Source organism: Clostridium sp. OF09-36 (assembly GCF_003481985.1).
Classification (GTDB): Bacteria; Bacillota; Clostridia; order Lachnospirales; family Lachnospiraceae; genus Brotaphodocola.
In genome coordinates this window covers 273558-299220 of record NZ_QUMD01000001.1, presented here as the reverse complement: position 1 = coordinate 299220, position 25663 = coordinate 273558, and the positions used below count along the sequence as shown (strand labels likewise).

General features: G+C 50.2%; 16 protein-coding genes and 5 pseudogenes. 18 read left to right on the top strand and 3 right to left on the bottom strand.

The window, feature by feature from the left end; translation table 11 throughout:
* Nucleotides 1-35 precede the first annotated feature (35 nt).
* The 3 genes and pseudogenes from DXA97_RS01395 (at nt 36) to DXA97_RS01385 (ending at nt 2450) form a co-directional block, all read left to right on the top strand.
* The gene (locus DXA97_RS01395; RefSeq protein ID WP_118718300.1) at nt 36-1094 is read left to right on the top strand and encodes a D-alanine--D-alanine ligase family protein; all 1059 of its coding nucleotides are present in this window, start codon (nt 36-38) and stop codon (nt 1092-1094) included.
* Between the two features lie 5 nt (nt 1095-1099).
* Nucleotides 1100-1920: pseudogene (gene murI, locus DXA97_RS01390) on the top strand (glutamate racemase).
* A gap of 119 nt (nt 1921-2039) precedes the next feature.
* Complete coding sequence (locus tag DXA97_RS01385) at nt 2040-2450, top strand: DUF1934 domain-containing protein (RefSeq protein WP_243107503.1); 411 nt, start codon at nt 2040-2042, stop codon at nt 2448-2450.
* A gap of 86 nt (nt 2451-2536) precedes the next feature.
* Here the strand turns inward: DXA97_RS01385 and DXA97_RS01380 are convergent, their stop codons facing one another.
* On the bottom strand, nt 2537-2983 hold the full coding sequence (locus DXA97_RS01380) for a hypothetical protein (protein ID WP_118718299.1): 447 nt from the start codon (nt 2981-2983) through the stop codon (nt 2537-2539).
* Between the two features lie 203 nt (nt 2984-3186).
* Between DXA97_RS01380 and DXA97_RS01375 the strand changes: the two are divergent.
* From DXA97_RS01375 to DXA97_RS01355, 5 genes and pseudogenes are all read left to right on the top strand, one after another.
* A pseudogene (locus DXA97_RS01375) lies at nt 3187-7043 on the top strand (DNA-directed RNA polymerase subunit beta).
* Nucleotides 7044-7061: 18 nt separating this feature from the next.
* Nucleotides 7062-10714 (top strand): annotated as a pseudogene (gene rpoC, locus DXA97_RS01370) (DNA-directed RNA polymerase subunit beta').
* A 585-nt stretch (nt 10715-11299) separates the two neighbouring features.
* Complete coding sequence (locus tag DXA97_RS01365) at nt 11300-11935, top strand: hypothetical protein (protein WP_118718298.1); 636 nt, start codon at nt 11300-11302, stop codon at nt 11933-11935.
* A complete protein-coding gene (locus DXA97_RS01360) occupies nt 11926-12273 on the top strand; it encodes a polysaccharide deacetylase family protein (RefSeq protein ID WP_118718297.1) in 348 nt (115 codons plus the stop codon). Before DXA97_RS01365 ends, DXA97_RS01360 begins: the two co-directional genes overlap by 10 nt.
* On the top strand, nt 12267-12746 hold the full coding sequence (locus DXA97_RS01355; protein ID WP_118718296.1) for a polysaccharide deacetylase family protein: 480 nt from the start codon (nt 12267-12269) through the stop codon (nt 12744-12746). The genes DXA97_RS01360 and DXA97_RS01355 overlap by 7 nt, the downstream gene beginning before the upstream one ends.
* A gap of 61 nt (nt 12747-12807) precedes the next feature.
* Here the strand turns inward: DXA97_RS01355 and DXA97_RS01350 are convergent, their stop codons facing one another.
* On the bottom strand, nt 12808-13782 hold the full coding sequence (locus DXA97_RS01350) for a LysR family transcriptional regulator (protein ID WP_118718295.1): 975 nt from the start codon (nt 13780-13782) through the stop codon (nt 12808-12810).
* 220 nt (nt 13783-14002) lie between these two features.
* Between DXA97_RS01350 and DXA97_RS01345 the strand changes: the two genes are divergently transcribed.
* The 10 genes and pseudogenes from DXA97_RS01345 (at nt 14003) to yajC (ending at nt 24444) form a co-directional block, all read left to right on the top strand.
* Complete coding sequence (locus DXA97_RS01345) at nt 14003-14485, top strand: TRAP transporter small permease (protein ID WP_118718294.1); 483 nt, start codon at nt 14003-14005, stop codon at nt 14483-14485.
* On the top strand, nt 14482-15780 hold the full coding sequence (locus DXA97_RS01340; RefSeq protein WP_118718293.1) for a TRAP transporter large permease: 1299 nt from the start codon (nt 14482-14484) through the stop codon (nt 15778-15780). The genes DXA97_RS01345 and DXA97_RS01340 overlap by 4 nt, the downstream gene beginning before the upstream one ends.
* Nucleotides 15781-15834: 54 nt before the next feature.
* Nucleotides 15835-16932, top strand: a complete 1098-nt coding sequence (locus tag DXA97_RS01335) for a TRAP transporter substrate-binding protein (RefSeq protein ID WP_118718292.1) — start codon at nt 15835-15837, stop codon at nt 16930-16932.
* Between the two features lie 119 nt (nt 16933-17051).
* Nucleotides 17052-18182, top strand: a complete 1131-nt coding sequence (locus DXA97_RS01330; RefSeq protein WP_118718291.1) for a metallo-dependent hydrolase — start codon at nt 17052-17054, stop codon at nt 18180-18182.
* Between the two features lie 46 nt (nt 18183-18228).
* A complete protein-coding gene (locus tag DXA97_RS01325) occupies nt 18229-18678 on the top strand; it encodes a hypothetical protein (RefSeq protein ID WP_118718290.1) in 450 nt (149 codons plus the stop codon).
* A gap of 290 nt (nt 18679-18968) precedes the next feature.
* Nucleotides 18969-19115 carry a six-cysteine ranthipeptide SCIFF gene (gene scfA / locus DXA97_RS01320; RefSeq protein WP_118531699.1) on the top strand — a complete coding sequence of 49 codons (147 nt, stop codon included), beginning with the start codon at nt 18969-18971 and terminating at the stop codon, nt 19113-19115.
* 209 nt (nt 19116-19324) lie between these two features.
* A pseudogene (scfB, locus tag DXA97_RS01315) lies at nt 19325-20724 on the top strand (thioether cross-link-forming SCIFF peptide maturase).
* Nucleotides 20725-20737: 13 nt separating this feature from the next.
* Nucleotides 20738-22868, top strand: a pseudogene (secD, locus tag DXA97_RS01310) (protein translocase subunit SecD).
* 2 nt (nt 22869-22870) lie between these two features.
* Nucleotides 22871-24010, top strand: coding sequence for a tRNA guanosine(34) transglycosylase Tgt (tgt, locus tag DXA97_RS01305; protein ID WP_118541299.1), 1140 nt, complete (start codon nt 22871-22873; stop codon nt 24008-24010).
* Between the two features lie 158 nt (nt 24011-24168).
* A complete protein-coding gene (yajC, locus tag DXA97_RS01300) occupies nt 24169-24444 on the top strand; it encodes a preprotein translocase subunit YajC (protein ID WP_118718374.1) in 276 nt (91 codons plus the stop codon).
* A 106-nt stretch (nt 24445-24550) separates the two neighbouring features.
* Here yajC and DXA97_RS01295 read toward each other — a convergent pair whose 3' ends face one another.
* On the bottom strand, nt 24551-25411 hold the full coding sequence (locus DXA97_RS01295) for a class I SAM-dependent methyltransferase (protein ID WP_118718289.1): 861 nt from the start codon (nt 25409-25411) through the stop codon (nt 24551-24553).
* Nucleotides 25412-25663 lie beyond the last annotated feature (252 nt).

The window sequence follows — 25663 nt, the reverse complement described above, 5'->3', positions numbered from 1 at the left end:
ATCAGACATTTTGAATAAAGAAAGGAAATCTTGTTATGAGTAAGAAAAAAATCGCAGTTCTGTTCGGCGGACAGTCATCGGAGCATGTTGTATCCTGTGTGTCTGCGGCAAATGTGATTGACCAGATAGATAAAGAAAAGTATGAGCTGCTTCTGATCGGTATCACCGAGGAAGGCCACTGGGTCAAGGCTGACAGTGTGGAGGAAATCCGTTCCGGGGCGTGGAGAGAGAGCAAGGCAGACGTTATCATCTCCCCGGATGCGACCAAGAAGTGTGCCATGATCACGGAAAATGGCGTGACCAGGGAAGAGAAGATCGATGTGGCATTCCCGGTCCTTCACGGACTTTACGGCGAGGATGGTACCGTTCAGGGAATCTTTGAGCTGGCTAAGATCCCGTACGTGGGCTGCGGCGTGCTGGCATCGGCAGTTTCCATGGATAAGCTTTACACCAAGATCATTGTAGATGACCTGGGTATCCGCCAGGCAGCTTATGTTCCGGTCATGCGCTGGAAGATGGAAAAGGATATCGATGCAGTGGTTGCACAGGTTGAGTCACGCTTTCAGTATCCGGTCTTTGTAAAGCCGTCCAACGCTGGTTCCTCCCGCGGCGTCAGCAAGGCAGAAAACCGGGAAGGCCTGGTAGCAGCCTTGAAGGAGGCAGCAAAGCATGACCGCAAGATCCTGGTGGAGGAGACCATTGTGGGCCATGAGGTAGAGTGCGCAGTTTTAGGCGGCGGACAGAAGCCGGTTAAGGCTTCCGGCGTCGGTGAGATCCTGGCAGCAGCAGAGTTCTATGATTTCGATGCAAAGTATAACAATGAAGAGTCCCGTACTGTCATCGGACCGGAGCTTCCGGGAGATTCCGCTGAACGTGTGCGCGAGGCAGCAGCAAAGATCTTTAACGCAGTCGATGGCTATGGCCTGTCCCGTGTCGATTTCTTTGTGACAAAGGAAGGCGAGGTCATCTTCAACGAAATTAATACCATGCCGGGCTTTACCGCCATCAGCATGTATCCGATGCTCTGGGAGGCAGCAGGCATCCCGAAGGCAGAGCTGGTAGAACGTCTGATCAGCCTGGCGTTTGAGAGGTAAGTGACATGATCGACAAAAACGCGCCGGTGGGCGTATTCGATTCCGGTGTGGGCGGCCTGACGGTAGCAAGGGAGATCATGCGGCAGCTGCCCGACGAGCGGATCATCTATTTTGGCGATACGGCGCGGGTACCGTACGGAAGCAAGTCCAGAGATACCGTGCTCCGCTATTCCAGACAAATCATCCGTTTCCTTAGGACAAAGGAGGTAAAGGCAATCGTCATTGCCTGCAATACGGCAACAGCCCTGACACTGGATACCGTGGCGGCCGAGTCGGATATTCCGGTCATCGGTGTGATCAATGCCGGCGCCCGGGCCGCCGTGGATGCAACACGCAACGGGCGGATCGGTGTCATTGGAACAGAAGCAACGGTCGGCAGTGGTATTTACACGGAAGTGATGAAGAAGATGAAGCCGGGAATTCAGGTGTTTGGCAAGTCGTGCCCGCTCTTTTGTCCGCTGGTAGAGGAAGGATGGCTTCATGATCCGGTGACAGATGAGATCGCATCCCGCTACTTAAGCGTGCTGAAAGAAAAGTATATTGATACCCTGGTAATGGGCTGCACCCATTACCCGCTTCTGCGATCGACGCTGAGACGCTGATGGGAGAAGATGTGACGCTGGTAAATCCGGCCTACGAGACCGCCATTGAGCTGCGTGGGCTTCTTGCGGAGAAGGGCTTAAGCCGCGACCCATTTGCGCCGTTTGCAGGGGAAAAGCACCAGTTTTATGTCAGTGACCTTGCGGAAAAGTTTACGGATTTTGCAAGCTCGATCCTGCCGCAGGACGTGAAAGAGACAAAGAAGATCAACATTGAGGAATATTGATCCTGCCTGTGAAACGCAGAACCGGAGAGAACTGCCAGAACGGGAAACAAAACGATATGCCATGAGAGAGTTGAGATTATGACAAGAGATGTATTGATCCGTTTAAGCGGCCTTCAGCCATGGAGGGCGATGAAGGAACGGTGGAGGTGATCACCTCGGGGGATTACTTCTGGAAAAACAATAAGCATTACCTGATCTACGATGAGGTGATGGAAGGGATGGATGGAGCCATCCGCAACACCATGAAGCTGACTCCGGAGAAGCTGGAGATCAAAAAAAGCGGACCGGTATCTGCGAATATGGTGTTTGAGCTGGACAAAAAGACCCAGACTCATTATGTAACCCCGATGGGAGAGCTGCTGGTGGAAATGACGACCAGCCGGATCGGGTTTGAGGAGGAGAATGACCATTTGAAGGTTGAGGTGGAATATGCGCTCGACATCAATTATGATCATGTCTCGGATTGCCGCATTGTCCTGGATATCACTTCAAAGGACTGCGCGAAGCTGGATCTGGGAAATGCACAATAGGAAAAGAAACAAAAGACATAAAAAAAAAGAGGCATTGCGCAAAACGCACTGCCTCTTTTTCTGCCCCGTGGGACATGCGGACAAGATTAATTCTCTTTCTTAAATCTTGCAAAGAAACCTTTTTTCTTCGGTGCCTGCGGGATTGCTCCGCCGCGGACACTCTTGATCTCGGTGATGTAAAGACCGCTCACAACCACTTTTGCCTCGGTCTTAACCGGGAGTGATGCAAATACACGCTCGTCTGCCATCAGGGTCATAACCTTTGGACCTACCTTCGCCTTTACAACCGGAACCTTTGCCCAGCGCATGTACTTCGGAGTCTGCTCGTAGACCATTTTCGGAAGACCGGAATCTTTGATCTTCATTTTCTTTTTGTCAATGACCAGCATGGATACAGTCTGTTTGGACATTTCCAGAAGCTGCTGCTGCTCTACCTGACGTTTTTCGAGCTTTCTTCCTAAGAAGTACAGAACCGCGAGGGCGATCACTGCGATCACCAGAATTACCAGCAAAACGTTTAAAAAAGTCTGCATGGGGAATACCTCCATTAGGTTCTTTTATGTAACAGGACAAACCTGTACAAAAAGTATAGCATTTCCGGCAAAAAAAATCAAGGAAAAACTTGACAGCTTGACAGACGTATGATATTATGGAGTGTGCACTATTGTGGCGTTCTGGGCTTTTTGCGCCCAAAAATATGCCAGAAATTAGATTAGAAAACAGGGGTGAAACGTCAATGGAGAAAAGCAGAATGCGCCCGGTAACATCGGGAAAGAGCGTTAGAATGAGCTACTCAAGACAGAAAGAAGTTCTTGAGATGCCAAACCTGATTGAGATTCAGAAAGACTCCTATCAGTGGTTCCTCGATGAAGGATTGAAGGAAGTATTTGAAGATATCTCCCCAATCTCCGATTTCGCAGGTCATTTAAGCCTCGAATTCGTTGATTTTACATTATGTAAAGATGAAGTCAAATATAACATCGAAGAATGCAAAGAACGCGACGCAACTTACGCTGCACCTTTAAAGGTAAAGGTAAGACTTTACAATAAGGACAAAGAAGAGATCAACGAGCACGAGATCTTCATGGGAGATCTTCCGCTTATGACCGATACCGGCTCATTCGTAATCAACGGCGCTGAACGAGTTATCGTAAGCCAGCTGGTTCGTTCTCCGGGTATCTACTACGGAATCGGCCATGATAAGATCGGTAAAGAGCTGTACACCTGCACGGTTATCCCGAACCGTGGTGCATGGCTGGAGTATGAGACCGACTCCAATGATATCTTCTACGTTCGTGTAGACCGTACCCGTAAGGTTCCGGTAACCGTACTGGTGCGTGCACTGGGCTATGGCACCAACGCAGAGATCATCGATCTGTTCGGCGAGGAGCCGAAACTGCTGGCAAGCTTTGGCAAGGATACTGCAGAGAGCTATCAGGATGGCCTGTTAGAGCTCTACCGTAAGATCCGTCCGGGCGAGCCGTTATCCGTTGATAGTGCAGAAAGCCTGTTAAACAGCATGTTCTTTGACCCGCGCCGTTACGACCTGGCCAAAGTCGGCAGATATAAATTCAATAAGAAGCTTCACTTCAAAAACCGCATCAAGGGCCAGATCCTGGCTGAGGATGTAGTGGACATGACCACCGGAGAGGTTTTAGCAGAGGCTGGCGCAAAGATCGACAAAGAGCTGGCAACCACTCTGCAGAACGCAGCAGTTCCGTACGTTATGATCCAGACCGAGGAGCGCAACTACAAAGTCCTGTCCAACTTAATGGTTGACCTGGCAGCTTATGCAGACTTCGATCCGAAGGAAGTCGGTGTTACAGAATTAGTATATTATCCGGTATTAAAAACTATTCTGGAAGAAGCTGGCGATGACCAGGAAGCATTAAAGAAACTGGTTCATAAGAACATCACCGAGCTGATCCCGAAGCATATCACCAAGGAAGACATCATCGCTTCCATCAACTACAACATGCATCTGGAAGGCGGCATCGGTAACGCAGACGATATCGACCATCTGGCAACCGCCGTATCCGTGCTGTTGGTGAGCTGTTACAGAACCAGTACCGCATCGGTCTGTCCCGTATGGAGCGTGTGGTAAGAGAGCGTATGACCACCCAGGATATGGACGGCATCACTCCGCAGTCCTTAATCAACATCAAGCCGGTTACCGCAGCAGTGAAGGAGTTCTTCGGAAGTTCCCAGCTGTCCCAGTTCATGGACCAGAACAACCCGCTGTCTGAGCTGACCCACAAGAGACGTCTCTCCGCATTGGGACCTGGCGGTCTGTCCCGTGACCGTGCCGGATTCGAGGTTCGAGATGTACACTACACCCATTACGGACGTATGTGCCCGATCGAGACTCCTGAGGGACCGAACATCGGTCTGATCAACTCCCTTGCAACCTATGCAAAGGTAAATGAGTACGGCTTCATCGAGGCTCCGTACCGTGTGGTAGACAAATCCGACCCGGCTAACCCGCGTGTAACCGACGAGGTGGTATACCTGACTGCAGACGAGGAGGATAACTTCGTTGTCGCACAGGCAAACACCCCGCTCGACGAGGAAGGCCATTTCATTAACAATAACGTAGCCGGCCGTTTCCGTGAGGAGACTTCCGAGTTCCAGAAGAGAGCCATCGACTTAATGGACGTATCTCCTAAGATGGTATTCTCCGTAGCAACATCCATGATCCCGTTCCTGCAGAACGATGACGCAAACCGTGCACTGATGGGATCTAACATGCAGCGTCAGGCCGTTCCGCTTTTAAGAACCGAGGCGCCTGCAGTAGGTACCGGTATCGAGGGCAAGGCTGCTGTCGACTCTGGTGTCTGCGTAGTAGCAAAGCATGCCGGTGTTGTTGAGCGTTCCGCTTCCAACGAGATCATCATCAAGCGTGATGACAACGGCGCAAAAGATGTTTATCATCTGATCAAATTCTCACGAAGCAACCAGTCCAACTGCTACAACCAGAAGCCACTCGTTTACAAGAACGACCACGTTGAGGCAGGCGAGGTCATCGCAGACGGTCCGTCCACCAGCAACGGTGAGATCGCTCTTGGTAAGAACCCGCTGATTGGTTTCATGACCTGGGAAGGTTACAACTACGAGGATGCGGTTCTCTTAAGTGAGAGACTGGTTATGGAAGATGTCTACACCTCCGTTCATATCGAGGAGTATGAGGCAGAAGCCCGTGACACCAAGCTTGGACCGGAAGAGATCACCCGCGATGTTCCGGGTGTCGGCGACGACGCATTAAAAGACCTGGACGAGAGAGGTATCATTCGTATCGGTGCTGAGGTCCGTGCCGGTGATATCCTGGTCGGTAAGGTTACCCCGAAGGGTGAGACCGAGCTGACTGCTGAGGAGAGACTGCTCCGTGCGATCTTCGGTGAGAAGGCAAGAGAAGTACGTGATACTTCCTTAAAAGTACCGCACGGTGCTTACGGCGTCATCATCGACGCAAAAGTATTTACCAGAGAGAACGGCGATGAGCTGGCTCCTGGCGTAAACCAGAGTGTCCGCATCTACATTGCACAGAAGCGTAAGATCTCTGTCGGCGATAAGATGGCAGGACGTCATGGTAACAAGGGTGTCGTTTCCCGCGTACTTCCGGTAGAGGATATGCCGTTCCTTCCGAATGGCCGTCCGCTGGATATCGTCTTAAACCCGCTGGGCGTACCTTCCCGAATGAACATCGGACAGGTCCTGGAGATGCACTTAAGCCTTGCATGTAAAGCACTTGGCTTTAACATTTCCACCCCGGTATTCGAGGGCGCGAACGAGGTAGACATCATGGATACCCTGGAAATTGCAAACGATTACGTAAACACCTCCTGGGAGGAGTTTGAAGAGAAATACAAAGATACCCTGAAACCGGAAGTTATGGATTACTTAGGTTCCCATCTGGAGCACCGTGAGCTGTGGAAGGGCGTTCCGCTCCGCCGCGACGGTAAGGTAAGACTGCGTGACGGACGTACCGGCGAGTACTTCGACAGCCCGGTAACCATCGGTCACATGCATTACCTGAAGCTGCATCACCTGGTTGACGATAAGATCCATGCACGTTCCACCGGCCCATACTCCCTTGTTACCCAGCAGCCTCTGGGTGGTAAGGCACAGTTCGGCGGACAGCGTTTCGGTGAGATGGAGGTTTGGGCCCTGGAGGCATATGGTGCATCCTACACCCTGCAGGAGATCCTGACCGTGAAGTCCGATGATGTTGTCGGACGTGTGAAGACCTACGAGGCAATCATCAAGGGCGAGAACATCCCTGAGCCGGGTATTCCGGAGTCCTTCAAGGTACTGTTAAAAGAGCTGCAGTCCCTTGGCCTGGATGTAAGCGTACTGCGTGATGACGGAACCGAGGTTGAGATTGGCGAGAACGTAGACTACGGCGAGACCGACCTGCGTGCCATCATCGAGGGCGACCGCCATTACAACCGCGACGAATCCTTCGGTGACTATGGTTACCAGAAGCAGGAGTTCAAGGGTGAAGAGCTGGTTGATGTCGATAACAACGACGACAGCAGCGATGATTTCGAAGGGGAATCCGACGATTACACCGACGATTCCTTTGATGAAGAATAATAGAAGGGAGTAACGCTCATGCCTGAGACAAATGAAACTTATCAGCCATTGACATTTGATGCCATTAAGATTGGCCTGGCTTCCCCGGAGAAGATTCTGGAGTGGTCACACGGCGAGGTAAAAAAGCCGGAGACCATCAACTACCGTACCTTAAAACCGGAGCGCGACGGTCTGTTCTGTGAGCGCATCTTCGGACCGAGCAAGGACTGGGAATGTCATTGTGGTAAATATAAAAAAATCAGATACAAAGGCGTAATCTGCGACCGCTGCGGCGTTGAGGTAACCAAGTCCAGCGTCCGCAGAGAGCGTATCGGCCACATCCAGCTGGCTGCTCCTGTATCTCATATCTGGTACTTTAAGGGTATCCCGAGCCGTATGGGTCTCATTCTGGATATCTCCCCGAGAGTATTGGAGAAGGTTCTGTACTTTGCATCCTACATCGTTCTGGATGCAGGTCAGACCAGCCTGCAGTACAAGCAGGTACTCTCCGAGAAAGAGTACCGTGAAGAGGTCGAGAAGTGGGGCTACGGCAACTTCCGTGTCGGAATGGGTGCTGAGGCTGTTCTCGAGCTTTTAAAGAGCATTGATCTTGAGAAAGAGTCTGAGATGCTCAAACGCGAGCTGAAGGACGCAAGCGGCCAGAAGCGCGCAAGAATCATCAAGAGACTGGAAGTTGTAGAAGCATTCCGCAACTCCGGAAACAAGCCGGAGTGGATGATCATGACCGTGATCCCGGTTATCCCGCCGGATATCCGTCCGATGGTACAGCTGGACGGCGGTCGTTTCGCAACCTCTGACTTAAACGATTTATATAGAAGAATCATCAACCGTAACAACCGTCTTGCACGTCTTCTCGAGCTTGGTGCTCCGGACATCATCGTCCGCAACGAGAAGCGTATGCTGCAGGAGGCTGTTGACGCCTGATCGATAACGGACGCCGCGGCAGACCGGTAACCGGTCCTGGAAACCGTGCACTGAAATCCCTTTCCGATATGCTGAAAGGTAAACAGGGCCGTTTCCGCCAGAACCTGCTTGGTAAACGAGTTGACTACTCCGGACGTTCCGTTATCGTCGTAGGACCGGAGCTGAAGATCTACCAGTGTGGTCTTCCGAAGGAGATGGCGATCGAGCTGTTCAAGCCGTTTGTTATGAAAGAGCTTGTACAGAACGGAACCGCTCACAACATCAAGAGTGCGAAGAAGATGGTAGAGCGTCTGCAGTCTGAGGTATGGGATGTCCTCGAAGATGTTATCAAAGAGCATCCGGTTATGTTAAACCGTGCACCTACCCTGCACAGACTGGGTATCCAGGCATTCGAGCCGATCCTGGTTGAGGGTAAGGCAATCAAGCTGCATCCGCTTGTATGTACCGCATTCAACGCAGACTTCGATGGAGACCAGATGGCAGTACATCTTCCGCTTTCCCAGGAAGCACAGGCAGAGTGCCGTTTCCTGCTCCTGTCTCCGAACAACCTGTTAAAGCCGTCTGATGGTGGCCCGGTAGCTGTTCCTTCCCAGGATATGGTACTTGGTATTTACTATCTGACCCAGGAGCGCCCAGGCGCAACCGGCGAGGGCATGATCTTCAAGAGCGTCAACGAGGCAATCCTTGCTTATGAGAACGCTGCTGTGACCCTGCACTCCCGCATCAAAGTAAGAGTCACCAAGACCATGCCGGATGGCACCGAGATGACCGGTGTGGTAGAATCTACCTTAGGCCGTTTCATCTTCAACGAGATCATCCCGCAGGACCTTGGCTTTGTAGACAGAAGCATTCCGGGCAACGAGCTGCTTCTTGAGGTTGACTTCCACGTAGGAAAGAAACAGTTAAAGAAGATCCTGGAGAAGGTCATCAACGTACATGGCGCTACCCAGACTGCTGTTACCCTGGATGATATCAAGGCAATCGGTTACAAGTATTCCACCAGAGCTGCCATGACCGTATCCATCGCGGATATGACCGTGCCGGCATCCAAGCCGAAGCTGCTGGCTGATGCCCAGGAGACCGTTGACCGTATCGCAAAGAACTTCCGCCGTGGCCTGATCACTGAGGAAGAGCGTTATAAAGAGGTTATCGAAACCTGGAAGACCACCGATGACCAGCTGACCAAAGACCTGTTAGGCGGTCTGGATAAGTACAACAACATCTTCATGATGGCAGACTCCGGTGCGCGAGGATCTGATAAGCAGATCAAGCAGCTGGCAGGTATGCGTGGACTTATGGCAGATACAACCGGTCACACCATCGAACTTCCTATTAAATCCAACTTCCGTGAGGGTCTTGACGTACTGGAGTACTTCATCTCCGCTCATGGTGCACGAAAGGGTATGTCCGATACCGCACTGCGTACCGCAGACTCCGGTTACCTTACCCGTCGTCTGGTAGACGTATCCCAGGATCTGATCGTGCGTGAGGTAGACTGCTGCGAAGGCAAGGATATCCCGTACATGGAGATCAAGGCATTCACCGATGGCAAAGAGACCATCGAGAGCCTGGAGGAGCGTATCACCGGCCGTTATATCGCTGAGACCATCACTGATCCGGAGACCGGAGAAGTGGTTGTAAAAGCAAACCATATGTGTACTCCGAAGCGTGCTGCTGCTGTTATGAAGGCACTGAACAAGATGGGCCGTGATTCCGTAAAGATCCGTACCGTCCTTAGCTGTAAGTCCCATATCGGTGTCTGCGCAAAATGTTATGGTGCCAACATGGCAACCGGCCAGCCTGTACAGGTTGGTGAGGCAGTCGGCATCATCGCTGCACAGTCTATCGGTGAGCCTGGTACCCAGCTGACCATGCGTACCTTCCATACCGGCGGTGTAGCAGGTGGAGATATCACACAGGGTCTTCCGCGTGTCGAGGAGCTGTTCGAGGCACGTAAGCCGAAGGGTCTTGCAATCATTACCGAGTTCGGTGGTGTTGTAACCCTGAAAGATACCAAGAAGAAACGTGAGATCGTGGTTACCGATCCGGAGACCGGCAACTCCAAGACCTATCTGATCCCGTACGGTTCCAGAATCAAGGTTCAGGACGAGCAGGTGATCGAGGCCGGTGATGAGCTGACCGAAGGTAGCGTAAACCCGCATGACATCTTAAAGATCAAGGGTGTCCGTGCCGTACAGGATTACATGATCCAGGAAGTACAGCGTGTATACCGTCTGCAGGGTGTAGAAATCAACGATAAGCACGTTGAGATGATCGTTCGTCAGATGTTAAAGAAGATCCGCATCGAGGAGAGCGGCGACAGCGATGTGCTGCCGGGCGTATCCATGGATGTCCTCGACTTCAACGAGATGAACGAGGCTCTGATTGCAGAGGGCAAGCAGCCGGCAGAGGGCAAGCAGGTTATGCTTGGTATTACCAAGGCATCCCTGGCTACCGATTCCTTCCTGTCTGCAGCATCCTTCCAGGAGACCACCAAGGTTCTGACCGAGGCGGCTATCAACGGTAAGGTTGACCATCTGATTGGTCTGAAGGAGAATGTTATCATCGGTAAGCTGATCCCGGCTGGTACCGGTATGAAGCGTTACCGTTCCGTAAAGCTCAACACAGATGCTGAGCCAGAGGAAGAGATCGCTCTGGAGGATGATGACGAGATCCTGCTTTCCGGCGATGACGATATGGCGGAGGAAGCTCCGGAAGTATTCGATATCGACGATAGCGAAGAGTAAATAAAATGAACCGCCTTTTCTGCTAATAGAGGTCCGAAAACGCCTGCCCCACCTTACTGCGTCGCTTCGCCTTCACCCAGAGTCCCGTGTTCGGACGGTGCTAGCTGACAGCTGTTTGCGGATAGTCGGACAAAAATGTCCGACTACCTCAAACACCAGTCGCTACACAGCCGGACACGTCGGACATCGGGTTATGGCTACGCGATGCAGCAAGGCGGGACAGGCGTTTTCTACGTTATTGGCATTGTGAGGTAAAATTGTTTCTTTTCATTTTGAGCAGTATTGTAATGGTTGCGGGTTTTATTACCAAGTATAGCCAATAAAGTAGAAAGCCACCGCCACGCATTACAGAATAAGCATTTGTTTGAAAATCCGTGAGTGGGCGAGCATAGCGTTGGAACGGAGACCCTTGTTTGAGCACGCAGCGCGTGCGAGTTTGGGCCGCAGTTCCAACAACAGGCGGCGCAGTCCACGAGCAAAAGGATTTTCACCAAAATGCGTTTCTGTAATGCGTGGCGGTGGCTTTCGGACCTTTATGAAAAACGGAAAACAGAATTGTTTTTTATGTAGAGATAAGAGGGTTTTATGGAACAAAAACAACATGGGGGAAAGCAGGAAATTGAGAAAAAAACTGTTAATAGAAGAAATATGCCGCCAAATACTGGGCAAAGACCGAAGCGTCCGCTTTCCGAGCGCGAACTTTATGAACTGCGCGCGCGCAAAGCACGGAAGATGAAGATCATGCGCCGCCGGCGCCGCATTCTGATTCTGGGATTACTTGCTGTCTGCATTCTGACGGGGGTGCTGGTGGCTGCAATCTCGGGGGCGGTGCGGAAACGGAAGGCGGAGAAAGCGGCTGTGGAGGCTGCGGATCTGCAGGAGAGCATGAGCGCGTCTGCTGCCGAGGAAGAAAGTAAGGAAGCGGAAGAACGGGCAGCATATGTCCAGTCCCTGCCGGATGTTGGTGCAATCTACGGCATTGCGGTCAGTGAAGTGGGCTGGAGCCATTTCTTTGCGGATAATTCCTACAGCATGGCACCGACAACCTCCTATGTGACGGCGATCCGTGCGACGTTAAATGGCCAGCCGGAGGGCATGAGCGGCACGATCCGCTACCGCGTGAATTTGAGCGGTACGGGCTGGCTGGACTGGCAGGAGGACGGCGCTGAGGCCGGGGATTCGGCTGGTACGGCTCCGCTTGAGGCATTGCCATGGAACTGACCGGAGACCTGGGAACTTATTATGAGGTGCTTTACAGCGTGCTTCAGGATTCTAAATGGACAGACTGGGTTTCCGATGGAGCCGAAGCCGGAACGGTTGGTGCGGGACTGCGGGTCGATGGCGTGCGTATTTCCGTGGTAAAGCGGACCGGCGATACGGTTTATGCGGGAAATATTGACCCGAACCGCCCTATGGTGGCGCTGACCTACGATGATGGCCCGTCCCCAACTGTGACGCCGCGTATTTTGAATTGTCTGAAAGAAAACGGTGGCCGCGCGACGTTCTTTATGGTAGGACAGAAGGTTATTAAGAGTCCGGATGTCTTAAACAGATGGTAGCGCAGGGCTGTGAGGTGGCAAACCATACCTTTGACCATACTCTTATGACGAAGGTGTCTCCGACCGATCTGGCGAATCAGCTGGTGGCTACGAACCAGGTGGTTTCCGATGCCTGCGGCATCTCGCCGGTGCTGATGCGCCCCTGCGGCGGAGCGAAGACAGATGCGGGTATGAACATTGCCGGAGCGATTTCCATGCCGGCTATTTTGTGGAGCGTGGATACGCTGGACTGGAAAACGCGTGATGCATCGCAGACAATCCAGACCGTGTTAGATAAGGTAAAGGACGGGGATATCATTTTGATGCACGATTTGTATGATGCCACCGGAGATGCCAGCGAGACGATCATCCCGGAACTGGTAAAGCGCGGGTTCCAGCTGGTGACGGTCAGCGAGCTGTCATCCTACCGGGGCGGTATGATACCGGGAAAAAGCTATTCGCAGTTTCGGCTAGTGAAGACAAATGAAAAATAAAAACAGATGGTAAATGCGGCCTGCCAGCTTTCACGATGGGGAAGCTGGCAGGCCGCATTTTTCATCTGTAGTCAGTGTCTGGCAGGAGAGCAGGAGGAAAGCCGACACCATAATGATTCCAGTAATCTTTTATTTTCTGTGCGTAGTTCTGAGAAAGCTGGATGAGATACCTGTCTGCCGCAGTTAGCATACGGTCTTTGGAGAAGATGATATACCAGTCCCAGGATGGTTCCTGTTCCGGATAAAACCAGACGGAGCCGCTGCCATTTTGTACATAGGACTGTGGCATAATGGTGCAGCACAGTCCGTTGCTGACCAGTCGGTACAGCACATTGTTCATATGGGTTTCGTAGCGGATTTTCGGGAGATATCCAGCATCCTCAAACAGCGGATCAATGACGTTTCGCATAGTGGAACCGGAGAACATGAAGGCAAAGGGATCATTTTTAAAGTGTTTTAAGTCCATTGTATTTAATGGTTTCCCCGTGGGGGCGGCATATTGTGCCATGGGATGTTTACGCGGAATGCCGAGAACCAGCCGTTCCGTGCAGAGGTGTACATAGTCAAAATGGCGGGAAGAAGGCTTGTCTTTTATCATGACAAAGGCCAGATCTAGCCGGTCAGTCTGGACATTTTCCTCCATCTCCCGTACATTTTGCTCAGTCAGAGTGATGGCTACGTTGGGAAAAGCATGGCTGAAATCCTTTGCAATATTAATGAATAGGTCAGCTCCGTGCTCATAGGGAAGTCCAAAGGAAATGGTGCCGCGGGGATTGTCGGACAGATCATTGATCTGGCTGATACAGTTTTGGGCCATCTTTAAAATTCTTCTTGCGTTTTCAATATAAATGAGCCCGGCGTGGGTTGGGCGCATTTCTCTTTTAGAGCGGTGAAAGAGTGGGGTTCCAAGTTCTGTCTCGAGTTTAATAAGCTGCTGGTTTAAACCAGATTGTGAAATGAATAGGCGCTCTGCTGCTTTGGTGACGTTTCCGCTTTCTGCAATTGCGACAATGTATTCTAGTATTTTAAAATTCATAATAAATTCCTTTCTGAAAATTTCTGGCAAATGTTGCAACATAATCTATTTTCAGACAAAATGCACAAAAATTCTCAAATATATTTTTATAAGATAAACAAAAAAGAAGAAGAACTTCTAGAGTGTATCACTATTAGCTGTTTTACTTATTTTAACTCGCATGATAGAATACAGTCAAGTGAGAAAAAGCAGTTTTAATACTACTTAAGGAGGGGAAAAAATGGTAGCTTTAAAATGGCTCGACAAGAATTTTGAAATCTGCTGTATGTCTGTGTTACTGGCAATTATGACAGTCCTTTCATTCACAAATGTTGTGATGCGTTATTGCTTCAACAATGCGTTAAGCTGGTCGGATGAGATCTGCTGTTACTGCCTGGCAATCAGCGCATTTCTTTCCTTGCCGGCAACAATCCGGAACAGATCTATGATCCGTGTGGATACTTTTACCACCATGCTCAGCAAACCGGTGCAGAAGATCATCACCATTGTATGTACGGTAATCGTGGGTGCGTTCACTGTACTTCTGGTAAAGGGCGGATTTGATCTGATTGCTGTTACCGCAAAGACCGGACAGCGCAGCCCGGCTTTACAGATTCCGGTAGCAAACTTCTACTGGATTATGACCATCTGCTTTGTACTGGCTGTACTCAGAGCAGTTCAGGTAGTATTTCTTGATGTGACTGGAAAGGAGAAAGAACAATGACAATCGGATTATTCTTTATTCTTCTTGCAATTTTCCTGGTAATCAGTCTTCCGGTTGGTGCCGTATTCGGACTGATGGCAATCCTTCCAGGGATGATGGGAACACTGAATTACGGAGCAATCGATGTAGCCAGAGCAATGTTCTCCGGTATGAACAGCTTCACTCTGTTAGCAGTGCCGCTGTTTATGGTTTCCGGCATGATCATGGCAGAGGGAGGTATTTCCAAACAGCTCTTTGAGTTCTTCGGATATTTCATCGGCAACAAGACCGCAGGTTTCCCGTGTGCAGTGGTTGTAACCTGTATGTTCTACGCAGCAATTTCCGGTTCCGCACCGGCAACTGTATCTGCAGTAGGTTCCATGACCATTCCATTCCTGGTAAACATGGGATATGATGTGGTATTCTCCACAGCAATCGTTACGGTAGCCGGAGCGCTGGGGGTTATCATCCCGCCGTCCATTTCCTATATTGTATATTCTGCAGCGGCAAACGCTTCACCGTCTGCTCTGTTCATTGCAGGTATCATTCCTGGATGTCTGATTGGTTTCTTCCTGATGGGATACTGCTGGTACTACTGCAAAAAGAATGGTGAGGACAAAGAAAAGCTGCAGGAGAACTACAACAAGATCCGCGAAAAAGGATTCCTGAAGTTATTCAGGGAAAGCTTTTTCGCCCTGATGACTCCGGTTATCATCCTTGGATGTATCTACTCTGGTATTTGCTCTCCGACTGAAGCAGCTGTTATCTCCGTTATCTACGGTTTCTTGGTATGCATTCTGGTTTACAAGAGCATCAAGATCCGTGAAATCCCGAAGATCTTCCTGGCAGGTTCCAAGACCTATGTTAACATTCTGTTCGTAATTGCAGCAGCATCCGCATTTGCAAGAACCATGACTCTGCTGAAGTACCCGCAGTCCATTTCAAAGATGGTACTGTCCGTAACAGACAACAAGATTCTGATTCTTCTGTTAATGAACCTGATCATGATCGTCTGTGGTATGATCATTGATAACATCCCGAACATCATGATCTTGACCCCGATTATGCTCCCAATCGCAAATGCACTGGGCATTAATCCGGTTCACCTTGGTATCTTCATGACCTGTAACCTGGCAATGGGCATGGTTACCCCGCCAATGGGCATCAACCTGTTCGTTGCTTCCGGCATGACCAAGATCCCGTTATTGAATCTTGCTAAGGCAACGGTTCCGTTCCTGATCGCGTTCCTGGTATGTCTGGCACTCATCGTATTTGTTCCGGGACTGAGCTTATGGCTTCCATCCATCCTTGGATAATACGAAACAAAAGGGAAAGTATAATATTTATATATTAAAAAGGAGAAGACTATTATGAAGAAAGCGTTATCTATGTTACTTGCAGGAACCATGGCCATGAGCCTGGTAGCATGTTCCTCCGGAAATTCCGGATCTTCCAGCACTGCAGATACTACAGCAGCTGCAGCAGCGGACACCAAGTCAGAGGGTGGAGACACCGCAGCAGACACCTCCGAGGATTACGGCGATTACAGCTGGAACTTGGCTATGACTGTATCTGAGACTACCACCAACTATAAGATGGTTGAGTACTTCGCAAACCTGGTAAAAGAAAAATCCAACGGCAGCATCAATATCGAGCTGTATCCGGGCGGACAGCTGGCAAACACCACTGAGCAGGATGAGGCCTGTGTATCCGGTTCTATCGAGATGGTCACCGGTATGACCGCTGATCTGACTGACTTCGTAAAAGAGATGGCTCTGTTCGATATGCCGAACGTATTCGATAACATCGACCATATGAGAAACTTCCTGGAAGGCGATTATGCAAAGAAGCAGATCAACGATTACTGTGAGGCATCCGGTATCCATATGCTTGCTTTCTCTGACGCTGGTTTCCGTGAGTTGACCACCAACGTTCCGACCAAATCTGTTGCAGATCTGGCTGGCCAGAAGATCCGTGTTATGACCAACAAATACCACATTGCATACTGGAACGCAATCGGTGCATCTGCAGTTCCGATGCAGTTCAATGAGCTGTTCATGGGACTTCAGCAGGGTACTGTTGATGGACAGGAGAACCCGTACATGAACATCGTTGGTAACAACCTGCAGGAAGTTCAGAAATACGTTGTTGAGACCAACCATGTAGGCCACATTATCGTATTCTTCATGAACAATGATCTGTACCAGAGCCTTCCGGACAACACCAAAGCCCTGTTAGACGAGTGTGCTGCTGAGGCTGCTGAGTATGCTAAGGGCGTTGCAAGTGAATCCATCGAGCAGGATAAGAAGACTGTTGAGGATGCAGGATGCGAGATCGTACAGTTCAGCGATGATGATCTGGCTGTATTAAGAGATAAAGCACAGGTTGTATACGACATGGTTAAGGAAGACCTTGGCGATGACGTAGTACAGGGATTCTTGGATGCAGTTGATGCAGCAAGAAACTAAGTATCACAAAAGAAATTCACAGTGTTAAACCTATGCGGAGAGGCAGAAATGCCTCTCCCTTTTAAAAGCATCAGTTTTTAAAACGATATTAACTCTTGAGAAGAGCCGGAGGATAAAAGATGGATTTTTTGATTAAAAACGGAACAATTTATGATCCTGCACAGCATAAGACATGGAAAGGTGATGTCGCCCTTGTGGATGGAAAAATTGCCGCACCTTCCGAAAACCATTCGTACAGACAGGTCATCGATGCAAAAGGCTGTATCGTCACGACAGGTTTGATCGACTACCATGTACATTACATGCGCGGCGCTTCTGAAGGTGGTGTACAGGCAGATGTTGTTTCCTTCTGCAGCGGCATTACGAGCGTAGTTGATGGTGGAACTGCAGGAACTGGAATGTTTGAGCATATTTACCGCACGATCGTGGCAAATTCCCAGGTGCGCTTCCTGAATATGCTTCTGGTTGCTTCCGGCGGACAGTCCAATAATCAGTATCCGGAAAACCTGGATCCAGCTTTGATGGATGAGAAAAAGATTGTAGAATTCTTTAAGAAATATCCGGAAAACCTGGTGGGATTGAAAACCAGAATCTCCCATGGAATCATTGAGGCAGATAAGGTAGAGGCTTCCATCTGCCGCACAGTTGAGATTGCCGAAAAGGCCGGAACCAGAGTCATTGTCCATGTGACGGACTGTCCGGTCGGACTGGACGAGCTGGCATCTTGGCTGCGTCCGGGCGATATGATCTGCCACATTTACCAAGGCAAGGATCATACCTGCTTAGGAGAGGACGGCAAGGTGCTTCCGGGCTTACTGGAAGCAAGAAAACGCGGCGTGCTTTTCGATGCATCCAACGGAAGAAGCAATTTTGACCTGGAGGTATGCCAGGCAGCAGTAGCCCAGGGCTTTGTCCCGGATGTGATCAGCAGCGATATCAATTCCTCCAGCTGCTTCTTACAGCCACTGCATTCCCTGCCGCGTATCCTTTCCAAGTTTGTGGATTTTGGTATGGACTGGATGGATGTTCTGGACTGCGCGACCAGAAAGCCGGCTGAGCTGATCGGTATGCCGGAGCTGGCTTCCATGGCTGAGGGAACTACTGCAGACGTTGTGATCTTAAAGCACAAGGAGAAAGAAATGCAGTACACGGATCTTGCAGGACATGAGTTTAAGGGCAATCAGGTATTTGTTCCGCAGATGACCTTTAAAGATGGGGAATGTGTTTACTGCCAGGCTGATTTCGCATAGTATCTGATACAGTATTTTCCAGTAGCACAGAAAGGAAAAGAATGAGATGAAATATTCAGATTATCAGACTATTGTGGAAAAGGAATATGAGAGGAACCGGAAGAATATTTTCACCTGTTATTTTTTCATCTTGCTCTCTGTCATATTCTTTGCGGTATTTTTCTTAAGTGTCCGGGAACTGCCAGTAGCAGGTGCCGCGTTCCTTCTGGATTTTGCTGCTGCAGTTTATGCGCTCCGGGCGTTTAAGGGACTGCATCCATACTGGGAAATGCAGCTCGCCTTAAAAGCAAAGGAGGAGCCTACGGAAATGAATGTGGGACGTTTTATTGCGGGTGTGGAGTTTGCCGGGAAAAAACGTCTTCCTTCTTTTCATGGAAGGGCACCGGAAATTTTTGCCGAGACATTTACTGCATTGAAAAAAAGCGGGAAGGTTTCCGTGGCAGATCTGGAGCATTTAAAGACTGTCCTGAAAGCAGTGGGCGTAACGGAGCTGTAACCGTTACTGTTCACGCATGCGTGTCCAGCAACGGGATTTTTAACTCAGAAAATTCCTACCTGTGAACAGGAAGAAATTGCTGACAAATTACTGCCTGTCGTTGGAAACAACTTGCGGACACTCCCTGTATATGGTATAATCAACGCGAAAATATGCCATTGCAGCCTTTTTCGGATCAGAGTGCATTTGCAGTCACGGAGGCGCCAGGTAGTGCGTTTGCTGACTCAGAAAGGCATTTGATCCCAAAAGAGCATAAGCAAAAGGCAACGACAATACAGGAGGTTAAGAATATGAAACATGTTAAGACTTTAAACAATAAAACTCTGAAGGAGTCCATGAAGAAGGGCGGATGCGGCGAGTGCCAGACTTCCTGTCAGTCTGCATGCAAGACTTCCTGCACCGTTGGCAACCAGAGCTGCGAGAACGCAAACAGATAATCAGTCTGTTAGATACTGGCATATAACGGTTTTTTACGATGGCAGAGGTAGACAGAGGTTCCGGAGAAACCGGAACTTTTGTCTGCGTCTGCCTATGTGTGTGTTAGGGACTTACACACATAGCGCTGTTTTCGTGGTTTTTGAGTGTGAAAATGGCAGTGATTGGTGATAAGAAGAAAGAAAAAGTTTCATTTAGAAGGAGAAATCGAGTGATTCATCAGTATAAGAATAACGGATATAACATCGTCATGGATATTGCCAGCGGCTCTGTCCATGTAGTCGATGATGTAGTTTACGATGCGGTTGCACTGTTAGAGCCGGTGATCGGCGAGGTAATGTCTCCGGTACAGATCCCGGAAACCGCAAGAAAGAATGCGGAGGCCGAGCTTTCTAAGACCTATCCGGCAGAGGATGTCAAGGAGCACTGGATGAGGTCCAGGAGCTGATCAATGCCGAGGAGCTGTATACAAAGGATATTTACCAGACCTATGTAACGGATTTCAAAAAGAGAAAAACCGTTGTGAAGGCACTCTGCCTGCACATTGCCCATGATTGTAACCTGGGCTGCAAGTACTGCTTCGCAGAAGAGGGTGAGTATCACGGACGCCGTGCTCTCATGAGCTTTGAAGTAGGTAAAAAGGCACTGGATTTCCTGGTAGCCAATTCCGGCAACCGCCACAACCTTGAGGTTGACTTTTTCGGCGGTGAGCCGCTTATGAACTGGGAAGTCGTAAAGCAGCTGGTTGAGTATGGCCGTTCTTTAGAGGAGCCGAACAACAAACGTTTCCGTTTTACCATCACGACCAACGGCGTGCTGTTAAACGACGAGATCATCGACTTCTGCAACCGGGAGATGAGCAATGTGGTCATGAGCCTGGACGGACGTAAGGAAGTAAACGACTACATGCGCCCGACCCGTAACGGCCACGGCAGCAGCTACGAGATCACGGTTCCGAAGTTCCAGAAGTTCGCAAAGAGCCGCGCCGGCAAGGATTATTATGTGCGCGGAACCTTCACCCGCAATAATCTGGACTTCTCTGAGGATGTAAAGCATTTTGCAGATCTTGGTTTTGACCAGATGTCCATTGAGCCGGTAGTCGGCGCGGAGGATGAGCCGTATGCGATCCGCGAGGAAGACCTTCCGAAGATCATGGAGGAGTACGACAAGCTGGCTGTTGAGTATATTAAGCGCAAGAAAGAAGGAAGAGGATTTAACTTCTTCCACTTTATGATCGATCTGAACCAGGGTCCGTGCGTGGCAAAGCGTCTTTCCGGCTGTGGCTCAGGTACCGAGTATCTGGCAGTTACCCCGTGGGGCGATTTTTATCCGTGCCACCAGTTTGTAGGCCAGGAGGATTTCCTGATGGGCAACGTAGACACCGGTATCACCAGAACCGATATCCGCGATGAGTTCAAGCTCTGCAATGTCTACGCAAAAGAGAAGTGCAGAAACTGCTTTGCAAGATTTTACTGCAGCGGCGGATGCGCAGCCAATTCCTACAACTTCCACGGAACCATTACCGATGCTTATGAGATCGGATGCGAGATGCAGAAAAAGCGTATTGAGTGTGCGATCATGATTAAGGCGGCTCTTGCCGATGAAGAATAAAAGGAGAAGAAAGATGAAGAACAGCAAAGTAAAAGGCCTGATTGGCCTGCTGGTCCTGCTCTTTGCAGTGGGGCTGTTCGGATTCTTCGGCTATGATACGATGGATGACATCAAGCTGGGTCTTGACCTGGCTGGTGGTGTCAGCATCACGTATCAGGCAGTAGAGGAGAATCCGACATCGGAGGAAATGTCCGATACCATTTACAAGCTGCAGCAGCGTGTACAGAATTACAGCACAGAGGCTGCAGTTTACCAGGAGGGAAATAACCGGATCAACATCGATATCCCGGGTGTTTCCGATGCAAACGCGATCCTGGAGGAGCTTGGTAAGCCAGGTTCCCTGATCTTTACCGATGAAACCGGTAAGACCATTTTAACCGGTGACCAGGTAGCATCCGCAAAGGCGGGCATCATTGAGCAGAATGGCCAGAAATCCTATGTGGTAAGCCTGACCTTTACTGAGGAGGGTACCAAGGCATTTGCTGACGCAACCTCCGCAAACGTGGGCAAGCGTATTGCCATTATCTATGATAACCAGATCTATTCCAACCCGGTTGTCCGTGAGGCGATCACCGGAGGCCAGTGCCAGATCGACGGCATGACCGATTACAACGAGGCTGAGAACCTGGCAGCCACCATCCGTATCGGTTCCCTTTCCCTGGAGCTGCAGGAGCTGCGTTCTAACGTAGTTGGTGCACAGCTTGGCCAGCAGGCAATCTCCACCAGCTTAAAGGCAGGTGCGATCGGTTTTGCGATCGTTGCCGTATTCATGATGGTGGTTTACCTGATCCCGGGCGTTGCAGCTGTCATTGCCCTGGCTCTGTATGTTGGCCTGGTACTGATCATGCTGACTGCATTTGATGTGACCCTGACCCTTCCGGGTGTTGCAGGTATCATCCTTTCTGTTGGTATGGCAGTGGATGCGAATGTCATCATCTTCACCCGTATCAAAGAGGAAATCGGTCTGGGACACAGTGTCAAATCTGCGATCAAGGCTGGTTTCTCCAAGGCACTGTCTGCAATCCTGGATGGTAATATCACCACCCTGATCGCTGCAGCAGTCCTGTATTTCCGTGGTTCCGGTACCGTAAAGGGCTTTGCAAGCACCCTGGCGATCGGTATCGTGCTTTCCATGTTTACTGCACTGTTTATCACCAAGGCGCCTGTACGCTTTATATGCAGCCGGCTTTGAGAATCCGAAATTCTACGGAACCAAGAAGGATGGCAAGGCCATCAACTTCCTTGGAAAGAAGAACCTGTGCTTCATCCTTTCCATCGTTGTGATCGTTGCAGGCTGGGCTGGCATGGCTCTGCATAAGGGACAGACCGGCTACATCTTAAATTACGGTATGGACTTTACCGGTGGTACCTCCACCAATGTTACCTTCAATGAGGATATGAGTCTGGATGACATCTCTGCAAAGGTTGTTCCGGTTGTTTCCAAGATCACCGGCGATGCCGATGTGCAGACCCAGAAGGTTTCAGGTACCAATGAGGTTATCATCAAGACTAAGACCCTGGATGTTGACCAGAGACAGCAGCTTGAGGATGCCATGGTTGAAAACTTCGGTGTTGACGCTGAGAAGATCACTGCTGAGAGTATTTCCGGTGCAGTCAGCACAGAGATGAAGAAGGATGCAGTATGGGCTGTTGCGATCGCAACCGTTCTGATGCTGTTATACATCTGGTTCCGGTTTAAGGATATCCGTTTTGCTGCCAGCGCGATCCTGGCTCTGGTACATGACGTACTGGTTGTTGTAACCTTCTATTCCCTTGCAAAGTGGTCCGTTGGTTCGACGTTCATCGCATGTATGCTGACCATCGTTGGTTACTCCATCAACGCGACGATCGTTATTTTCGACCGTATCCGTGAGAACCTGGCACTGAAGAAGGCAGGAAGCAAGCAGATCCTGGAGGAGATCGTAAACTTAAGTATCACCCAGACCTTTACCAGAAGTATCAACACTTCCCTGACGACCTTTATCATGGTATTTGTCCTGTTCTTACTGGGCGTATCCTCTATCCGTGAGTTCGCCCTGCCGCTGATGGTTGGTATCGTTTGCGGAACCTATTCTTCCGTATGCGTAACCGGTGCTCTCTGGTATGTCCTGACAACCAGAAAACAGAAAAAGGCTGAGAAATAATTATGAGATATAAACTGATCACAACGGACGGACGTGCCAAGCGGGCTGAGGTAGAGACCGTACACGGTACGATCCAGACTCCGGTTTTCATGAATGTAGGTACGGTGGCCGCCATCAAAGGTGCGGTTTCCACCGATGACCTGCGCCAGATCGGCACACAAGTGGAGCTGTCCAACACCTACCACCTGCATGTGCGGACTGGCGACAAGCTGATCAAGCAGTTCGGCGGACTCCACAAGTTTATGAACTGGGATAAGCCGATCCTGACAGATTCCGGCGGATTCCAGGTATTCTCCCTTTCTGGTCTGCGCAAGATCAAGGAGGAGGGTGTAACCTTCCGTTCCCACATCGACGGACACAAGATTTTTATGGGACCGGAGGAGAGCATGCAGATCCAGTCCAATCTGGCATCTACCATTGCGATGGCCTTCGACGAGTGTCCGCCGAGCCATGCAGAGCTTTCTTATATCCAGAACTCTGTTGACCGCACGACCCGCTGGCTGGAGCGCTGCAAAAAAGAGATGGCACGTTTAAATTCCCTGCCGGATACCATCAATAAAGAACAGCTTCTGTTCGGTATCAACCAGGGCGGAGTGGTAGATTCCATCCGTATCCAGCACGCAAAGACTATTGCAGATATGGATCTGGATGGTTATGCAGTAGGTGGCCTGGCTGTAGGCGAGACCCACGAGGAGATGTATCACATCCTCGATGTGACCGTTCCGTACCTGCCGCAGAACAAGCCGACCTACCTGATGGGTGTCGGAACCCCGGCAAACATCTTAGAGGCAGTAGACCGCGGTGTGGATTTCTTTGACTGTGTATATCCGTCCCGCAACGGCCGCCACAGCCATGTGTACACCAACCACGGAAAGCTCAATCTGTTAAACCAGAAATACGAGCTTGACCCGCGTCCAATCGAGGAAGGCTGCCAGTGTCCGGCATGCCGCTCCTATTCCAGAGCATATATCCGCCATCTGTTCAAGGCGAAGGAAATGCTGGGAATGCGTTTATGCGTCTTGCATAATTTGTATTTTTATAATAAAATGATGGAAGAGATCCGCGACGCGATCGAACAGCACCGGTACGCAGAGTACAAAGCACAGAAGCTTGCCGGTATGGAGGAGGGCCCGAAGGAGTGATCCGGTTCCTGCTTGCGTAATGCATGAACAGTAACGGGATCTGTGGATGGCTTTTGGGTGTTCCACAAAGGGATTGAAACAAAAACGAAAGTAGGCTGACCCGGGCGAGGCGCAGGTACAGCCGCAAGGAGGACAACATGTTATTAGCAACTTCAACCATGAACCCGACCATGATGATCGTGTTATACGTGGTAATCTTTGGTGGTATCTTCTACTTCATGGGATACCGTCCGCAGAAGAAAGAGAAAAAGAGAGTCGACGAGATGATGGCAAGCCTTGCTATCGGTGACAGCGTATTAACCAGCAGTGGTTTCTACGGCGTGATCATCGACATGACCGATGATACCGTGATCATCGAGTTCGGCAACAACAAGAACTGCCGTATCCCGATGCAGAAGGCAGCAATCGTACAGGTTGAGAAGCCGGAAGCGTAAAACAGCAATTGTGTTAACGGAATGAACAAGGGCCGGAAGCTCCTGACCCGCCATGCGGCGGGGCGGAGCTTCCGGCCCTTTCGTGATTCATGGATCAAATGGTTATTTACTTCTCCCACCGTCCAGATGCACCGCATGGCAGCACCAGTCCGGTTTCGGTGACCGGAAGTCCGATTTCCTGGGCTTCCACGTGACCGCCGAATTTCGGTACGATCTCGGTACTCATCATGTAGGTGAGGACTGCCGGAGCAAGTCCGGTGGTGTAGGAGTTGATGAGGAAGAAGAGCGGGTCATCGGATAAGAGCTGGACACACAGCTTTACAAGCGGATGGATCGCATCTTCAATCTTCCAGATTTCGCCCTTCGGGCCGCGGCCGTAGGATGGCGGGTCCATGATGATGGCATCGTAGTGGTTGCCGCGGCGGATCTCACGCTCTACAAATTTTACACAGTCATCGACCAGCCAGCGGATCGGGGCATCGCTTAAGTTAGAGGATGCGGCATTCTCCTTTGCCCAGCCGACCATGCCCTTGGAGGCATCGACATGAGTGACGGAGGCACCGGCCTTGGCAGCAGCCAGCGTAGCGCCGCCAGTGTAGGCAAAGAGGTTTAAGACCTTGACCGGGCGGCCTGCATTGCGGATCTTATCGCCGAACCAGTCCCAGTTTGCAGCCTGCTCCGGGAAGAGTCCGGTGTGCTTAAAGCTGAATGGTTTTAAGTTGAAGGTAAGGCCCTTGTAGCCGATGGTCCACTGCTCCGGGAGATCAAAAAACTCCCACTCGCCGCCGCCCTTGGCGCTGCGGTGATAGTGACCATTCATATGTTTCCAGCCTTTGTGTGTCTTTGGAGTGTCCCAGATGACCTGCGGGTCCGGGCGGACTAAGAGGTACTCGCCCCATCTTTCCAGTTTTTCTCCTTTTGAACAGTCAATGACCTGATAATCTTTCCAGCCATCTGCTAACCACATATATTTTTTCCACCTTTCGTATTTACGGTTTGTTTTACATTGTATGTCACGTTTCGTTGCCGCCCATATATGCGTCATATATGTGTACGGCAGCTTTTTTAGTTGTTCCGTCTTCCCATTATAACAGTAAAATGAAGAGGTGTCCACGAGTTACTGTTCACAGGCAGGAAGTTTCTGGATCAGGGCAAAGCGAAAACAGTAACAAATTTACTTTTTGGGGAAGCTATAGTATATTAGATAACAGAGAAATCA

Coding starts and splice junctions, on each gene's coding strand:
- yajC (WP_118718374.1), top strand. CDS start 24,169: ATGAACCCGACCATGATGATCGTGTTATACGTGGTAATCTTTGGTGGT.
- scfA (WP_118531699.1), top strand. CDS start 18,969: ATGAAACATGTTAAGACTTTAAACAATAAAACTCTGAAGGAGTCCATG.
- DXA97_RS01345 (WP_118718294.1), top strand. CDS start 14,003: ATGGTAGCTTTAAAATGGCTCGACAAGAATTTTGAAATCTGCTGTATG.
- DXA97_RS01360 (WP_118718297.1), top strand. CDS start 11,926: ATGGAACTGACCGGAGACCTGGGAACTTATTATGAGGTGCTTTACAGC.
- DXA97_RS01350 (WP_118718295.1), bottom strand. CDS start 13,782: ATGAATTTTAAAATACTAGAATACATTGTCGCAATTGCAGAAAGCGGA.
- DXA97_RS01330 (WP_118718291.1), top strand. CDS start 17,052: ATGGATTTTTTGATTAAAAACGGAACAATTTATGATCCTGCACAGCAT.
- DXA97_RS01335 (WP_118718292.1), top strand. CDS start 15,835: ATGAAGAAAGCGTTATCTATGTTACTTGCAGGAACCATGGCCATGAGC.
- DXA97_RS01295 (WP_118718289.1), bottom strand. CDS start 25,411: ATGTGGTTAGCAGATGGCTGGAAAGATTATCAGGTCATTGACTGTTCA.
- DXA97_RS01355 (WP_118718296.1), top strand. CDS start 12,267: ATGGTAGCGCAGGGCTGTGAGGTGGCAAACCATACCTTTGACCATACT.
- DXA97_RS01325 (WP_118718290.1), top strand. CDS start 18,229: ATGAAATATTCAGATTATCAGACTATTGTGGAAAAGGAATATGAGAGG.
- DXA97_RS01365 (WP_118718298.1), top strand. CDS start 11,300: ATGGAACAAAAACAACATGGGGGAAAGCAGGAAATTGAGAAAAAAACT.
- DXA97_RS01395 (WP_118718300.1), top strand. CDS start 36: ATGAGTAAGAAAAAAATCGCAGTTCTGTTCGGCGGACAGTCATCGGAG.
- DXA97_RS01380 (WP_118718299.1), bottom strand. CDS start 2,983: ATGCAGACTTTTTTAAACGTTTTGCTGGTAATTCTGGTGATCGCAGTG.
- DXA97_RS01340 (WP_118718293.1), top strand. CDS start 14,482: ATGACAATCGGATTATTCTTTATTCTTCTTGCAATTTTCCTGGTAATC.
- tgt (WP_118541299.1), top strand. CDS start 22,871: ATGAGATATAAACTGATCACAACGGACGGACGTGCCAAGCGGGCTGAG.
- DXA97_RS01385 (WP_243107503.1), top strand. CDS start 2,040: ATGGAGGGCGATGAAGGAACGGTGGAGGTGATCACCTCGGGGGATTAC.